General features: G+C 51.9%; 11 protein-coding genes and 1 riboswitch. Of the genes, 3 read left to right on the forward strand and 8 right to left on the reverse strand.

What is annotated here, in order from left to right:
• Positions 1-134 precede the first annotated feature (134 nt).
• The gene (locus AQR02_RS27050) at positions 135-959 is read right to left on the reverse strand and encodes a cation diffusion facilitator family transporter (protein ID WP_187388833.1); all 825 of its coding nucleotides are present in this window, start codon (positions 957-959) and stop codon (positions 135-137) included.
• Between the two features lie 185 nt (positions 960-1,144).
• Here AQR02_RS27050 and AQR02_RS27055 point away from each other — a divergent pair, with 185 nt between their 5' ends.
• The gene (locus AQR02_RS27055) at positions 1,145-1,330 is read left to right on the forward strand and encodes a hypothetical protein (protein ID WP_054943450.1); all 186 of its coding nucleotides are present in this window, start codon (positions 1,145-1,147) and stop codon (positions 1,328-1,330) included.
• Positions 1,331-1,436: 106 nt separating this feature from the next.
• Here AQR02_RS27055 and AQR02_RS27060 read toward each other — a convergent pair whose 3' ends face one another.
• Both AQR02_RS27060 and AQR02_RS27065 read right to left on the reverse strand, forming a co-directional pair.
• Positions 1,437-3,062 carry an ABC-F family ATP-binding cassette domain-containing protein gene (locus AQR02_RS27060; protein ID WP_054943451.1) on the reverse strand — a complete coding sequence of 542 codons (1,626 nt, stop codon included), beginning with the start codon at positions 3,060-3,062 and terminating at the stop codon, positions 1,437-1,439.
• A 119-nt stretch (positions 3,063-3,181) separates the two neighbouring features.
• Positions 3,182-4,177 (reverse strand): MBL fold metallo-hydrolase, encoded by a 996-nt coding sequence (locus AQR02_RS27065; protein ID WP_054943452.1) that lies wholly within the window; start codon positions 4,175-4,177, stop codon positions 3,182-3,184.
• A 159-nt stretch (positions 4,178-4,336) separates the two neighbouring features.
• Between AQR02_RS27065 and AQR02_RS27070 the strand changes: the two genes are divergently transcribed.
• Together AQR02_RS27070 and AQR02_RS27075 are read left to right on the forward strand one after the other, a co-directional pair.
• Entirely contained in the window at positions 4,337-5,470 is a 1,134-nt protein-coding gene (locus tag AQR02_RS27070) for a virulence factor (protein ID WP_054943453.1), read from the forward strand.
• 102 nt (positions 5,471-5,572) lie between these two features.
• Positions 5,573-5,785, forward strand: a riboswitch (Lysine riboswitch).
• A gap of 160 nt (positions 5,786-5,945) precedes the next feature.
• Positions 5,946-7,424: an amino acid permease gene (locus AQR02_RS27075; protein WP_054943454.1), complete on the forward strand. Its 1,479-nt coding sequence runs from the start codon at positions 5,946-5,948 to the stop codon at positions 7,422-7,424.
• A 71-nt stretch (positions 7,425-7,495) separates the two neighbouring features.
• On the opposite strand, the gene AQR02_RS27080 is transcribed toward AQR02_RS27075, so the two are convergent.
• The 5 genes from AQR02_RS27080 to AQR02_RS27100 form a co-directional block, all read right to left on the reverse strand.
• The gene (locus tag AQR02_RS27080; RefSeq protein ID WP_054943455.1) at positions 7,496-8,629 is read right to left on the reverse strand and encodes a transglutaminase domain-containing protein; all 1,134 of its coding nucleotides are present in this window, start codon (positions 8,627-8,629) and stop codon (positions 7,496-7,498) included.
• Between the two features lie 327 nt (positions 8,630-8,956).
• A complete protein-coding gene (locus AQR02_RS27085) occupies positions 8,957-11,341 on the reverse strand; it encodes a glycoside hydrolase family 95 protein (RefSeq protein WP_054943456.1) in 2,385 nt (794 codons plus the stop codon).
• A 98-nt stretch (positions 11,342-11,439) separates the two neighbouring features.
• Positions 11,440-13,185: an ABC transporter substrate-binding protein gene (locus AQR02_RS27090; RefSeq protein ID WP_054943457.1), complete on the reverse strand. Its 1,746-nt coding sequence runs from the start codon at positions 13,183-13,185 to the stop codon at positions 11,440-11,442.
• 203 nt (positions 13,186-13,388) lie between these two features.
• Complete coding sequence (locus AQR02_RS27095) at positions 13,389-14,288, reverse strand: carbohydrate ABC transporter permease (RefSeq protein WP_187388830.1); 900 nt, start codon at positions 14,286-14,288, stop codon at positions 13,389-13,391.
• Between the two features lie 14 nt (positions 14,289-14,302).
• Positions 14,303-15,289 (reverse strand): ABC transporter permease, encoded by a 987-nt coding sequence (locus tag AQR02_RS27100; protein ID WP_054943458.1) that lies wholly within the window; start codon positions 15,287-15,289, stop codon positions 14,303-14,305.
• Positions 15,290-15,516 lie beyond the last annotated feature (227 nt).

A 15,516-nucleotide genomic window follows, 5' to 3' on the forward strand; every position in this document is an offset into this window, starting at 1 on the left:
GCGCAGGCGGGAATTGGAACATGCTCCAAATTTCACAAAAAAGTTTGCCACTTTATGGTAAGTAACAGGTCTATAGTCTTGATTCCTCCTTGTATTTGGTGGAAATTACAGCTAATTAGAAAAAAATAAGGGGCTTAGGATTTAGGCTCAACATGAATCTGCACATTCATGATATTATGCCGGTTGCTCATCCGCTCTTCGATCGAGTCGCTGATCTGGTGGCCCTCCATGACGCTGATGCTGGCATCCACTTCCACCACAACATCGACCAGCACATGATTGCCATGAACACGGGCTTTGATATCCTTAATGCCTTCCACACCCGGGGTCCGGGCAATCGTACTGCGCAGATCCAGCAGCTGAGCCTCATCGAAGCCATCGGTCAACCGGTAAGTTGAATCACGGAAAATATCCCAGGCCGTCTTGGAAATCAGCACACCTACAGCCACCGCTGCAGCAGAATCGATCCACGGGAGGCCAAACTGCGCACCAACAATCCCCACTGCCGCCCCGATACTGACCATTGCATCCGAGAAATTATCTTTGGCGGCAGCCATAAGTGCACTATTATTAATCTGTTTAGCCAGTCTTTTGTTATAAACATATACCCCCATCATAGCGATGGCACATACTAACGCCACTCCGGCAGACCAAATCTGCGGAATCGCCTTCGCCCCTTCGAACAAGGAGCGCACTGCTTCAACGATAACCTGAATACCGACCATCGCCATAATAAAGGAAGCCAGCAGCGCAGCTACCGTCTCCGCCCGGAAATGTCCGTATGGATGATCTGAATCGGGCGGCTTCCGCGAGATACGCAGCCCGACCAGTACCGCGATAGATGCGACTATATCCGTCAGATTATTGAAACCGTCCGCCAGCAAAGCGCTGGACCCGAATAAGTAACCGCTGATCAGCTTGAACGCTGACAGAACCAGATAAGCGGCAATACTGACCATGGCTCCGCGTTCACCCTTGCGTATGTCTTCGTAAATATCGGCCACTTGCTGCCCACTCCCTCTTGTTCGATTTCCTTGCACAGTCCACTAGGGTATTTCATTCTTTGAATTATTCTTGCCCTTGTGGCGGCATTTAAAAACAATTAGAATGAGGTAAAGGACTTGCTTCATAAGGGGGTAACATAATGAGCGAAAATAATGAAAAGCCTAAAATCAATCTGGCGGATGCGATCCGCCAAAAGCTGGAACAGAAAAAACAGCAATCTTCCAACAAACCCGGTTCTTCGTTTCAGGCAGGTTCCGCGAAACCGTTGAAGAGCCAAAACAACAAAAAGCCTAATAATCAACGCCGCCGCACTGGCGGTTCATAGGACTTTTGGTCCAGTGTACAGGTACTGAACATAAACGGCTGCGTTATCCCCCGGGGGATGACGCAGCCGTTTTGCATGAACTCCTAAAAGTTCTTTCCATTATGATTTAAGCTTCAACAGGGTACATGCGCTGGCGCAGTTCCTTAATTTCCGGATTCTCCAGGTATTCATCATAGCTCATGGAGCGGTCAATGATGCCAGTCGGAGTAATTTCAATAATACGGTTGGCGATGGTCTGAATAAACTGATGGTCATGGGAAGTGAACAGGATTGTTCCGTCAAAATCAATCAGTCCGTTATTGAGTGCTGTGATGGATTCCAGATCCAAATGGTTGGTAGGCTCATCGAACACCAGTACATTCGCACCGTTCAGCATCATTTTGGCCAGCATACAGCGGACCTTCTCCCCCCCGGAGAGCACGCTTGCCTTCTTGAGCGCTTCTTCACCGGCAAACAGCATCCGGCCAAGGAAGCCGCGCAGGAACGTCTCGTCCTGATCCTTGGAGTATTGGCGCAGCCATTCCACCAGGTTCAAGTCAACACCGTCGAAATATTTGGAGTTGTCTTTCGGGAAATACGCCTGGGTGGTGGTAACTCCCCATGTGTATTCGCCGGCATCCGCTTCCTTCTCACCCATGATGATATCAAACAGCAGCGATTTAGGCTGCGAATACGGGCCTACAAAAGCAATCTTGTCGCCTTTATTCACCACAATGCTGAGTTCGTCCAGCAGCTTCTCGCCGTCAACCGATTTGCTCAGGCCGCTGATTGTAAGCAGCTGCTTGCCGGCTTCGCGTTCAGGCTTGAAGTTGAGGAACGGGTATTTACGGTTGGAAGGACGGATATCGTCCAGCGTAATTTTCTCGAGCTGCTTCTTACGTGAAGTCGCTTGCTTCGACTTGGAAGCATTCGCCGAGAACCGCTGGATGAACGCCTGCAGCTCCTTGATCTTGTCTTCCTTCTTCTTGTTGGCATCACGCTGCAGCGTCTGGGCCAGCTGGCTGGACTCATACCAGAAGTCGTAGTTGCCGACGTACATCTGGATTTTGCCGAAGTCGATGTCCGCAATATGTGTACAGACCTTGTTCAAAAAGTGCCGGTCATGGGATACGACGATAACGGTACCTTCGTAGTCCATAAGGAAGTTCTCCAGCCAGCCGATCGATTCAAGATCCAAATGGTTGGTAGGCTCATCGAGCAGCAGATTGTTCGGACGTCCGAACAGGGCCTGGGCAAGCAGCACCCGTACCTTTTCGTTGCCGCTGAGTTCGGCCATCTTTTTGTCATGCATTTCACGCATAATGCCCAGACCAATCAGCATGGCCGCAGCATCAGGCTCAGCATCCCAGCCGTTCAGCTCAGCGAATTCACCTTCAAGCTCGCCGGCGCGCAGTCCGTCTGCTTCTGTGAAATCACTCTTAGCATACAGCGCATCCTTCTCCTTCATAATTTCATAAAGGCGGGTATGCCCCATAATTACCGTTTCCAGCACCTGGTATTCATCGTACTCGAAATGGTTCTGCTTCAGTATAGCCAGACGCTCGCCGGGGGTAATATGCACGTCCCCGATGTTGGCTTCAATCTCGCCGGACAAAATTTTGAGGAAAGTAGATTTGCCGGCGCCGTTTGCCCCGATCAGGCCATAGCAGTTGCCGGGTGTGAATTTTATGTTTACATCTTCAAATAGTGCGCGTTTTCCGTAGCGGAGTGTTACGCCGCTTGTGCTAATCATTAAGCATTACCATCCTTTTCACTTAGGGTTTCGGCTCATTATAGCATAAAATCAGGGCAAATAGCCCGTAAGATCGCTGCAGAACCTGCGGTTTCGGCTTAAAATCTGCTGTTATTTCATTATTGCCCCGCATAGCGGTCCTCCGGATGCACTATAAGCGTTTCACCGTAACCCAGCGTACGTATCCGCTCCGGGCTGATTCCCTGGGCTTCCCGGGCCAGCTCCATCCGGTCCAGTGCTTCCCGGGCCGTATCATCGGCCAGCCGGAAGGTGCCAAAATGCATCGGGATCATCAGCTCCGCCCCCACATCAATAAAGGCCTGCACGGCCTCTTCGGGATTTACATGCTGTGAATTCATGAACCATTCCGGCTCATAGGCCCCGATCGGCATCATTGCAATATGTAGCTTAAACCGGCTGCCGATCTCCTTGAAGCCCGGAAAGAAGCCGCTGTCCCCAGCAAAGTAGAGGTTCGGCGGCAGCTTCCGCTTCTCCCCGTTCTCTTCACCTTCCGGGTGTTTCTGGGGTTCAGCCGGTTCAAGCACATACCCTCCCCAGTGTGAGCTGTTGGTGTCAAACGGCGTCCGCCGGGTCCAGTGCTGGGTCGGCACGAACGTCAGCTTCACCGCTCCAAGCGTCAGCTCCTCCCACCACTGCAGCTCATGGCAGTTTGGAAAGCCCTTGCGGAGCATTTTCCGTTTCAGCCCGGCCGGTACGACAATCGTGGTTCCCGCCTTATAGAGTTTGCGGATGGAGGCGATATGCAGATGATCATAATGGGAATGCGAGACAAGGATCAGATCTACCGGCGGAACCTCATTCAGCGGTATGCCCGGCTCTCCGATCCTTTTCTCAAAGCCTAGCCGCCTTGCCCAGATAGGGTCCGTAATAATGTTCATGCCTTCATATTGTAGAAAAAAAGTCGAATGCCCGATCCAGGTAATCGTCGTATCCAGCCGGTTCTCAGCCAGATAAGACAGCCTGGGCGGGTGATTCGGCACTTTATAGGTATAGTCTTTCTTCTTGCTCCGGCGTTCTTCACGCCACTGGCGGAACTCCTTGAGCGTTTTATCTGTACTGACGTTATCAATATTATTGTATTTCACTTTAGCCATAACGGCATCTCTCCTTCATTGCGTTCAGTACAAATTTTACCCATTTTACATCCAGATTAAGCTGCTTAAGACGTATCCCTTTTGTATTCCGCCCGTACTATGATGTAAAATGCGGGTAAAGACTACGGTGCCTGTACCGTTCAAAGGGGAGCCTAACGTATGAAGATAACATTTATTGAACCGACTCCAAGTCCAAATACGATGAAGCTTCATCTGGACGAAAGCTTGGAGCCTGGAATCCGCAGAACCTATACGCCGGAAAGCCAGCGCAGTGCCCCTGCCTGGGCACGGGATATGCTGGCCATTCCTGGAGTTATCAGCATCTATCACGCAGCTGATTTTGCCGCGCTGGAGCGCAAAGGCAGCGCCGATTGGGCAGCGATTCTCAGTGAGGTCCAGAGCCGCTTCGGCGCTGAGGGGCTCAGCGCCGACTTCAACCTCGCGGACGAAAATGCAGGTGCCCATTTCGGGGAGTCGCAGGTCTTCGTGCAGATGTTCCGCGGCATTCCGATCCAGATCCGCGTGAAGACAGGCGCTGCTGAGGAGCGCATCGCCCTCGCCGCCCGCTTCACACAGGCGGTGACGGATGTGGCCAGCGCCGTATTGATCAAGGAGCGCAAGCTCACCGATTACGGCGTGCGCTACGGCGAACCGGCCGAGATCGCACGCGAGGTCGAGCAGGAGCTGGAGGCGGCGTATCCGCAGGAACGCCTCGACTCCCTCGTGCAGCAGGCAATCGCGCACGGAACCGCCGGCGAGTTCGTCGAGCTGCGGCAGAAGAAGGAACAGGCCGAGCTGCTGCAGGACCTGCAGGACGAGGACTGGCGCGTGCGCTACGCCGCGCTGGAGGATCTGGCGCCGACGCCTGCGCTCCTGCCGGAGCTGCGCACGGCGCTGCACGACCCCAAGCTGCATATCCGCAGGCTTGCGGTCGTGTACCTGGGCGACATCCGCACGCCTGAGGCGATGGAGCTGCTGTATGAGGCGATGGCAGACAAGGCTCCGGCCGTGCGGCGCACGGCCGGAGACACGCTGTCCGACATCGGCGATCCGACGGCGACGCCGGCCATGACCGCGGCGCTTTCGGATCCCAGCAAGCTCGTCCGCTGGCGGGCAGCACGGTTCCTCTATGAGGTGGGCACCGCAGAGGCTCATGATGCCCTAAGCCTTGCGGCCGACGACCCCGAATTCGAAGTGGGTCTGCAGGCGAGAATGGCGCTGGAGCGGATCGCCTCCGGCGAGGAAGCCGCCGGGACCGTTTGGCAGCAAATGTCGGAACGCCGGCGTACCTGACACACTCCTGCCGTAATTTGTTATTGCAAGAGCCTCATAAGTTGCATTATACTAAACCCTGCTAATGTTCATAATTGTATAAAGATAGCCTCATCATACCTAAGATGAGGTAGAGGTCGCGAATATTATAAGTACGCGCGCTGAGACGTTAAGAGCCGTCAATGAAGCCGCCGAAAGGAATATCCGCCGAAGTCTGTGCCGCCGCTCTTCATGCTGCACAGACTGGGGCCGTTGCCGAACAGGCACGGAACTGTCACAGTGTACCGCTTGGTCTCACGACCAGCGGGTACTGCACTGTGTTGCGCTATCTTAACAGGGAGTATGATGCGGAGCCGTATTTTCAGGAAACCGCAGATCCGTCTGCGGTTTTTTTGCGCCTACAGGATTTGCCGCCCCCATAACCGGGGCGGCAGCGTACACCACTCCCCTTCATGAACAGCAACATTCAGATCAACTCAGAAGGAGTGTCTTATTCATGCAAGCAACGCAAGACAATCAGCAGTCCCGCAGCCAAGGCGGGCCAGCTCTGCGCAGAACATTCAAAGCCAGACATTTAACGATGATCGCCCTTGGCGGCTCGATCGGTACCGGGCTGTTCCTGGCCAGCGGCGGCGCTATTGCCTCCTCCGGACCCGGGGGAGCCCTGCTCGCTTATGCGGCTGTGGGAATTATGGTCTATTTCCTGATGACGAGCCTTGGTGAGCTGGCTACGTACATGCCCGACTCCGGCTCCTTCAGCACTTACGGCACCCGCTTCGTCAGCCCGGCCTTCGGTTTCGCCATCGGCTGGAATTTCTGGTACAACTGGGCCGTTACTATTGCTGCCGAGCTTTCTGCTGCAACAGTTATCATAAAATACTGGTTCCCTGAGAGCTCCTCCACGCTCTGGAGCCTCTTGTTCCTGCTGATGATGTTCGGCCTGAACTTCCTCTCGTCGCGCGGGTACGGCGAATCGGAATACTGGTTTGCGATTATCAAAATCATCACCGTTATTGTCTTCCTCGTGGTCGGTGTCCTGATGATCTTCGGGATCATGGGCGGAGAAAAAATCGGCTTCAGCAACTTCCAGCTCGGCGGCAGCTCCTTCCACGGCGGCTTCTTCGCATTCGTCGGCGTCTTCATGGCTGCCGGCTTCTCCTTCCAGGGAACGGAGCTGGTCGGCGTAGCCGCCGGAGAAAGCGAGAACCCGCGCCGCAATGTGCCGCTGGCTATCCGCCAGGTCTTCTGGCGCATTATGATCTTCTATATCTTTGCCATTCTCGTCATCGGACTGGTAATTCCTTATACGAATCCGGATCTGCTCCGCGGCGGCATTGATGATATCGGTGTCAGTCCGTTCACCATCGTCTTCAACAAAGCGGGCCTAGCTATTGCTGCATCCGTCATGAATGCAGTCATCCTGAGCTCCGTATTGTCAGCCGGGAACTCCGGCATGTACGCTTCCACCCGCGTCTTGTACGCAATGGCCAAGGACGGCATGGCTCCGCGCGCACTGGGCAAGCTGAACCGCCGGGGCGTACCTGTAGGCGCACTGCTCGTGACTACAGCAGTCGGCATGCTGGCCTTCCTCGCCTCGTTCTTTGGCGACGGCGCCGTCTACAACTGGCTGCTTAACGCCTCAGGCATGTGCGGTTTCATCAACTGGCTGGGCATAGCCGTCTGCCATTACCGTTTCCGCCGCGCCTTTGTGAAACAGGGCCATTCACTGGATGAGCTGCCTTACCGGGCCAAATGGTTCCCGTTCGGGCCGCTGTTCGCCTTCGCACTCTGCCTGATCGCTGTGCTTGGCCAGAATATGGGTGCCTTCACCGGCGACCGTATTGACTGGTACGGTGTACTGGTCTCTTATGTGAGCCTGCCGCTGTTCTTCATAATCTGGGCCGGCTACCGCTGGTTTAGAGCAAGCCGCATTATTCCGCTGGAAGAATGTGATCTCAGCACAAATGCCGAATAAGTACGCTCAGCAAAAAGGATGCTCCTTCGCCTACCCGGCGCGGGAGCATCCTTTATTTATCAATATAGCGGTTATTTCCAGGCCACATACACCTTAAGATCGCCGGTATTATCAAAAGCCGAGCTGCTGTAGGAGAGCTTGTTCAGTCCCAGATTATACAGCTCCTGGAGGTCATTCTTGAGCCGCTGCTCGCTGCCCCGGTAACGGAACAGTATGGATTGTTTGCCGGAGGCAACGGCCGCCCTGGCTAGCTCCTTCAGTTCTGCGGCAGAGGTAACTACCTGATCTTCTTCATACAGCCTGTAATTCAGCTGGTCCTGAAGCTTCTGATACACTGACACGTTCTGGCCGCCACGGCTGACCAGTTCGGACAAGGTCTGGGCATAGCCCACAGTTGCGGCAGGATAAGATTTGATCCAGCTGTGGTCGCGGCGCATTTGCGCATCTGTTCTCATATAGTACACCGTGCTCACTTCATCATCTGTACTCGGCGACGGATCATCCCATGTTGTGTCCAAATGGTACCAGCGCCCGTCCAGCTGCACCAGATTCCAGGCATGGGACTGCGACACGCCCCCCTCCGGCTTTGCCTTACCTTCGACAATTTTATTAGGTATGCCTGCCCCAAGCAGCAATTTATAGGTAAGCAGGGAATAGCCCTGGCATACTGCGCTGCCGCTTTGCAGCCCTTCGTAGGCGGTATATTTACTATAGGTGTTGTCATATTTCAAGTTCAGCACGACCCAATCGTGAATGACCTTAACCTTCTGATGATTATCCATCCCAGGTGTTATGATCTTTTGCAGAATTGCTTTTACCTGCTGATTCACATAGGCTGTCTGCTGCAGTGTCTCCCTGTATTCCACCTGAACTGTTACGTTCGCAGAGCGGCTGCTCCCCCGGTATGAGAAAGCGTAGCTGTCTATGATGTAGTACAGATAGGGATCGCTGCCCATCGCCTGGTTAATGGCACTTTGCACCTTCGGCTTACTGATATTGCCCTCGTAGGTAAAAGTGATGATCTCTCTGTGGTTATTCATTGCCCCGGCCAGCCTTTGAGCCATTTCACTTACAGATTGAAGTGACGACGATGCCGCGGCGGCATAAGCCTGCCCCCAGCCATAGTAAGCCGCAGGCGGCAAAGCTGCGAACAGCAGCATCCCTCCCAGCATGGTCTTCATCAGCGACAAACGTTTCTTTCCCATTTCTCCCCCGTGCCTCCTGCGAACTTCGAATAGCTTTATCACATAGTTTGTACTCTATATTAGATGCCGAGAATTGCTTCTGCACAACCATAATATTACTTATTCTGCTTGTAACCATACGGAGGACAGAAATTCCCTTTCTCCGTATACGTTATATTGTTAATATCGGTCCGGAATGCCCGTTAAATAAGCCTTTTCTTCCTCCCGGCTATTTCAACATCCTCATGCTCCCTATCCACAAAAAAACCGCTCCAGCGCAGATCATCTCTGCGTATGGAGCGGCTTCGATTTTCGTTTGGTTATCCTGCGCAAGTTCCTTCGCTTCCGTCAAACCGTTATGAAATAGGCTTCTCCGGCTTTAACCGGCAACGGATGTTCCGCCCCGACCAGAGAACCGTCAGGGAGCTGAATCTTCAGGGTTTGCGGATATACAAGGCGGCATTCTCCATCGCGGAACGCGGTGATACGTGCGGATATCAACATATGATCCTGCCATTCGAGGTCCACTTCAAACCCTCCGCGTGCCCTAATTCCGCTGATTTTGCCGTTTTTCCAGGCGTCCGGCAGAGCCGGCAACAGAATGATTTCACCCAGATGGCTCTGCAGCAGCATCTCCGCAATCCCGGCGGCAGCGCCGAAATTGCCGTCAATCTGAAACGGAGGGTGGGCATCGAATAGGTTAGGATAGGCTGAGCGGGACAGCAGCGTCCGGACAAAACTGTACGCGGATTCGCCTTCCTTCAGGCGTGCATAGAGGTTGATCAGCCAGGCACAGCTCCAGCCGGTATGACCGCCCCCCGAGGCAATCCGCTTCGCAAGCGACAAACGGCTGGCTTCCAGCAGCTCCGGTGTATCCCGTTCATTAATCAGATCTCCGGGATACAAGCCATATAAATGAGATACATGACGGTGTCCCGGTTCCGATTCTTTGAAATCCCCGATCCATTCCTGCAGACGTCCGTCCTCACTAATTTGCAGCGGCATCAGCCGGGACAAGGCCTCCTCCAGCTGAAGCTGAAACTCGTGGTCCTCCTCCAGAATCTGTGCTGCCTGCAGGCAATGGCTGAACAGCTCACGGATAAGGCTCAGGTCCATTGCCGAACCCATGGAGATGCTGCAAGGCTCACCTTCTGCTGTTACAAACCGGTTCTCCGGAGAAGTAGACGGATTGGTTAAGAGCAGACCCTCCGGTCCTTCCACCAGCCAGTCCAGCGCAAACAGCGCCGCCCCCTTCATCAGCGGATAAGCCGTTTCCTGCAAGTAAGCGGCATCCGGATTATAAGCATAATGCTCCCACAGATGACGGCTCAGCCACACACCGCCCATCGGCCAGAAGGCCCAGCTGGCATCCCCGCCTGACGGCACGGAGCAACGCCACAGGTCAACATTGTGATGGGCTACCCAGCCGCGGGCGCCGTAGTGCACTGCAGCCGTTCTGGCTCCGGTCTCACTGAGCTCCCGGATCAGATCAATAAGCGGCTCATGAAGCTCGCTCAGATTCCCCACCTCTGCCAGCCAGTAATTCATCTGGGTATTGATATTAGTCGTATAGTTGCTGTTCCAGGGCGGTGTCACATGCTCGTTCCAGATCCCCTGCAGATTTGCCGCCTGCGAGCCTGTACGTGAGCTGCCCATCAGTAAATAACGGCCATACTGGAACAGCAGTGCCTCAAGCTGAGGATCCTCTTGTCCAGTCTTATAGGCAGCCAGCCGCTCATCTGTCGAACAATCAGCCGCTTCCCAGCCTCCGAGGTCAAGGTCTACCCTCCGGAAGAGCGCCTGGTGATCGGCAGTATGCCGCTGTTGCAGCTCTTCGTATGTCATCGCTGCTGCAGCTGTAAGCCGCTGTACACAGCACTCCGCAGGGCTCAGAAGCACCGCTGAACTTGCCTGGCGGCTGCTCTTCAGATGGGCTGCTTTACTCTTCAGCTCTGCATAGTCCGAAGCAGCAGCAAGCAGCAGCTGCACCTGGTCAGCCCCGGAGATAACAAGCTTCCCGTCCCGGAACTCAACCCGCCCTCCCGAAGTGAGAACCTGAAGGTGCAGCTCGAAGGCTATACCCAGCCCCTCCTCATAATGAATGGCATACGGATGGTCCTGATGATAGTTATCGGCAATGTGCGTAGGGCAGCGGCCTTCCAGCACCAGCTTCCCTTCTCCTGCTTCCTTCAAGGCATGCTGAAGGGGGCTGTTCAGGGTAAGCTTCAGATTCAACCCGCCTTTAACTTCACTGGTTTCCTGTATGACTAACACACTGTCAGGGGCGCTGATCCAGGCCTCACGGGTAAAGGAGCCTGCTTCTGTCTGAAAGGTTACTGTGGAAATGCCGCTGTCCAGGTCCAGCTCCCGGCTGTATCCTGTGCAGTTCTCCGCCCCCGGCTGTTCCAGATAAAGATCACCGAGCGGCAAATAAGCTTGGCCGTTCACACCGAGCATGCGGGCATTAATGAGCTTTTCCGCTTCAAGATAGCTGCCTTCCGCTACCAGACCGCGTACCTTCTTCAGATAACGGAGCGCCTCGTAATTATTCGTGTCCCGGGGGAAACCGGACCATAATGTATCCTCATTCAGCTGGAAATGTTCTCTTGCCGTACCGCCGAACACCATGGCTCCCATGTGTCCGTTTCCGAGCGGCAAAGCTTCTTCCCAGATGGCTGCTGGCTGCTTGTATTTCAATTTCCAGGAATGCTCTTCTAATTTCTCATGCTTCATGCTATAACCTCCTTACGGATTCAATATACAGCAAAAGACCCTGACAAAAGTCGGGTCCTTGCTGTTGCATTAGATTTTGTACAGCAGTTAATCGCTGCTTACAGATCTTTTCCAGTCCACAGAGCTACTCTCTTCTTTACGAGCTCTGTGAATTCTTTTTCCATATCCTCAGCGCCGGCTTTGTCCAGCTCAACAAGGAATGCGTCGTACACCTTGTCGAAGTCAGCTGGTTTGGACAGGATTGCTTCCGGAATACGTTTACGGATAATATCCTGAGTCTTCTTGAAGATTACTTGGTATTGACCGTCAGTAGGAACCGGCAGGTTGTACAGAGCGCCTGTTTCTTTGACAGGGAATTCATCTTCTTTAGGGAACAGATCTTTCCATGTTGTAGCGTTGTAGGCTTTCAGGGACTCTTTTTCAGCATCGGAATAAGAGGCTACGATTTGATCAGGGAAGTTTGTAGTGTAATAATTATCAGTGGAATCCTTCACACCATCACCATAACGTGCACCAAAGATAAGGTACTGACCAATGCCTGTTTCTTTTTGGGTGTTCGCGGTATCGTTGGCTAATCCGTCCCGAATTTCAGGAAGAACCTCACGTTTACCTTCTGCATTTACGGTGTAATGCTTGCCTTCAATACCCCAGGTTCTCAGAACCTGGCCTTCATCGGAAGACATCCAATCCAGCCATTTAATGATACGTTCAGGATCTTTCGCTGCAGTTGTAATCGCAATACCGTAACCATCGATACCCGTTGGCTGGAAGGAGTGATCCTTGTACTCATCAGACAGAGTTACTGGGAAGTGAGCATAGGTGTACTCATCTTTGCCGGCTGCCTTTAGAGCATTCTCACCGTCAGAGTATTCCCATTCCTGAGAGATCAGACCGAGTACGCGGCCGCTGGCCACTTTGGCTTTGTATTGGTCATCTTTTTGTACGAAGGTATCTTTATCAAGCAGACCTTGGGCGTACATGCCGTTCAACCAACGGAAATATTCTTTTTCTTCAGGGCGTTTGTAGTGAAGCTTAGCTTCATAAGTTTCAGGATCTACATAATATTCACCATCATCCGGCGCACCTGTAGTAATGAAGGCCGGGTTTGTAACGGTAATCATGATCTTCCAGTCATCCGCATTCAGCGAGAGTGGAATCGTAGGCTGTCCATCGGTTTCCGGATGTAAGGCCACATAATCCTTCAGAACTTTCTCATAGTCTGCCAGGGTTTTCACTTCAGGGTAACCCAGTTCCTTCAGTACGCGGTGCTGAATTTCAAAGCCTCCGGTAGCGTCGAAGGATTGTTGGTTAACACCCATGTTCGTAGGAATTTGATAGATGCTTTGGTCATCCTGGCTGTATTTCAGACGGTTCATGTTTTCGCCGTAGACTTTCTTAAGGTTTGGAGCATATTTATCAATCAGTTCAGTCATATCAATAATCAGACCGGCATCCACCAGGGTACTCAGACTTCCTTTGGCGAAGATAATATCAGGTACGTCGCCGCTTGCAGCCATCATCGCAATTTTTTGGTCGCCGCCGCCGCTGCCTACGTCAAATTCTGCATCGATCGTCACACCGGTCTTCTCGGTGATTGCTTTACCCACGTCATCCTGCATCTTATTCCAGTTCGGGCTGGCATCAGCGCCGAAGAATGTGAATGTTACCGGGCTTGTATCCATAGCCTCATCAGCTGGCGCGCTTGCTTCCGCGTTGTTGCCTGAGTTGGTTGGTGCGTTGGTAGCAGTGCTGTCTGCTGCATTGTTGTTTCCGCCGCAGCCTGCAATCAGCATGGAGCTCATGAGCATGAGTGTAAAAGCAGTTTTTATGCTTTTGCTTTTCATTTGATATCCCCCTTGATAATTTGTGTAATTGATCTATGCATATCAGGTTAAACCTGAATATACCATTGTTAGCGCTTGCAATATAACCATAATATTAAATTCCATATTCCCAATTTTTAACGAATAAGCCGGGACGTTATTCCCTCATGACAACTTACCTGCCAGAAATACGTCCCTCTTATTCAAGCCCTGACCAGCAGGGATTAAGCTTTTACTGCACCGAGCGTCATGCCGCCTACGAAATACTTCTGCAGGAACGGATACACTGCAAGGATTGGTACGGTTACTACAATAGTAATTGCCATCTTGATCGATTCAGGTGAGATCTGCGCCATTTGCTGCGCCATATCGTTGGCATTCACCATGCCGCTGCCCTGATTGGTAGAAGACAATACCTTCATCAGTTCATACTGGAGCGTAGTAAGATGCGCTTTATTGCCGTTGTACAGATACGTTGAGAACCATTCATTCCATTGTCCCACAGCCAGAAACAGTGCAATTGTCGCAAGCACCGGCTTACAGAGCGGCAGGATGATTTTGTAAAAAATCACAAAATCATTGGCTCCGTCCAGCTTAGCTGATTCCTGGAGGGCAAAAGGGAGCCCATCCATAAAGGAACGGATGACGAAGACGTTGAAGGCGGAAACCGCACCAGGCAGGATGTAGATCCAAAAGGTTCCGATCAGATTCAAATCTCTCATCAGAATGTACATTGGCACCATACCGCCGGAGAAATACATCGTCAGGGCCAGGAAATATGAGACAAACTTTCTGGCTCTGAACTCTGGACGGCTGAGTGTAAAGGCCAGCATGGATGAGCTCAGGAGACCAAGGAGCGTACCCGAAAGGGTACGGAGTACAGATATTTTGAAGCCTTGAATCAGGCCTGTATAGCTGAAGATGCGCTGGTAATTCTCTAGTGTCCAAGCTCTCGGCCAGATATAGATACCGCCCCGAACGGTGTCTGTAGATTCGTTAAAAGAAATCGCCAGTACGTTCAGGAAGGGATACAATGTTACGACCATAACTAATCCAAGAGCAATGTACAGAAAGATGTCGAATACACGTTCACCCTTTGACATTTGAAATGCTTTGCCACCCACTAAGATCCCCTCCTTTACATAATGCTTTCTTTAGTAACTTTCTTCATAACACCGTTAGCAACGAGCAGCAGGATTACACTGACTACCGAGGTAAACATACTGATTGCCGTACCGTAAGAGAATCGGCCTATCTGAATACCATACTTAAGCGCATACATATCCAGCACTTCCGAATAATCGGTTACCATGTTGTTGCTGAGCTGGAACTGTTTTTCGAACCCGATTCCAACGAGATGGCCAATCGACATAATCAGGAGTACAGTAATGGTGGTTCGGATACCCGGCAAAGTAATGTTGAACATCTGTTTGATTCTTCCTGCACCGTCAACTTTGGCTGCTTCATACAGCTCTTTGTCGATGCCTGTAATCGCTGCTAGATAGATAATTGCATTCCAGCCTGTTTCTTTCCAAAGGTCGGCGACCGTCAAAACTCCCCAGAACATCTTGGCCTTGGCCATGAATTGGATCGGTTCATCAATGACATTCAGCCAGAGCAGCAGATCATTGACAATCCCGCCATCGATCGCGAGTGTCTTGTAGACAATCCCGCCTACAACGACCCAGGATACAAAGTGAGGCAGGTAGGATACGGTTTGAACTGTTCTTTTAAATACACTGCCCCGCAGCTCATTGAGCATTACCGCGAACAGAATCGGTACGACAAACCCAAATATCAGACCCAAAATGCTCATTGCGAGTGTGTTTCTCAAAACAAGGTAGAAGCGTTCATCGTGGAAGAGTTCTTTGAAGTTATCCAGTCCGACCCACTTCTGCTCGCTAAACGACTTGGCCGGTTTATAATTTTGGAACGCCATCAACCATCCCCATAAGGGCACATAGCTGAAAATGAATACCCAGATCACGAATGGAAGAGACATCAGATATAAGTACTTTTGCTGCAGTACGCTTTTCCAAAATCCACTATTCCGTTTCGTAGGTGGGTTGGGGGTTACGCTTTCATTTGCTGTAACACCGTTTTCAGTGAGCGCTTTCACGTTCATTATTCCCCCTTCGTTTTTATATTCATATCATACCGCAGCAAAATGTAAGCGAATACCCGACAGATTTCACGTAAAATCATATACAAATTAGACATTGAAACAGCAGCCGGGGAACTACTGTTTGTAATCGCTATCATGCGGGATAGAAAAGGCTATTTCTGTTCCCTTTCCCTCTTCGCTTGTAATCTTCAGGCCATGCTGTTCCCCGTAGTACAAGACCAGTCTCT

Origin of the sequence: Paenibacillus ihuae (assembly GCF_001368795.1) — a bacterium.
Classification (GTDB): domain Bacteria; phylum Bacillota; class Bacilli; order Paenibacillales; family Paenibacillaceae; genus Paenibacillus_AQ; species Paenibacillus_AQ ihuae.

Coding starts and splice junctions, on each gene's coding strand:
- AQR02_RS27050 (WP_187388833.1), bottom strand. CDS start 959: ATGGTCAGTATTGCCGCTTATCTGGTTCTGTCAGCGTTCAAGCTGATC.
- AQR02_RS27055 (WP_054943450.1), top strand. CDS start 1,145: ATGAGCGAAAATAATGAAAAGCCTAAAATCAATCTGGCGGATGCGATC.
- AQR02_RS27060 (WP_054943451.1), bottom strand. CDS start 3,062: ATGATTAGCACAAGCGGCGTAACACTCCGCTACGGAAAACGCGCACTA.
- AQR02_RS27065 (WP_054943452.1), bottom strand. CDS start 4,177: ATGGCTAAAGTGAAATACAATAATATTGATAACGTCAGTACAGATAAA.
- AQR02_RS27070 (WP_054943453.1), top strand. CDS start 4,337: ATGAAGATAACATTTATTGAACCGACTCCAAGTCCAAATACGATGAAG.
- AQR02_RS27075 (WP_054943454.1), top strand. CDS start 5,946: ATGCAAGCAACGCAAGACAATCAGCAGTCCCGCAGCCAAGGCGGGCCA.
- AQR02_RS27080 (WP_054943455.1), bottom strand. CDS start 8,629: ATGGGAAAGAAACGTTTGTCGCTGATGAAGACCATGCTGGGAGGGATG.
- AQR02_RS27085 (WP_054943456.1), bottom strand. CDS start 11,341: ATGAAGCATGAGAAATTAGAAGAGCATTCCTGGAAATTGAAATACAAG.
- AQR02_RS27090 (WP_054943457.1), bottom strand. CDS start 13,185: ATGAAAAGCAAAAGCATAAAAACTGCTTTTACACTCATGCTCATGAGC.
- AQR02_RS27100 (WP_054943458.1), bottom strand. CDS start 15,289: ATGAACGTGAAAGCGCTCACTGAAAACGGTGTTACAGCAAATGAAAGC.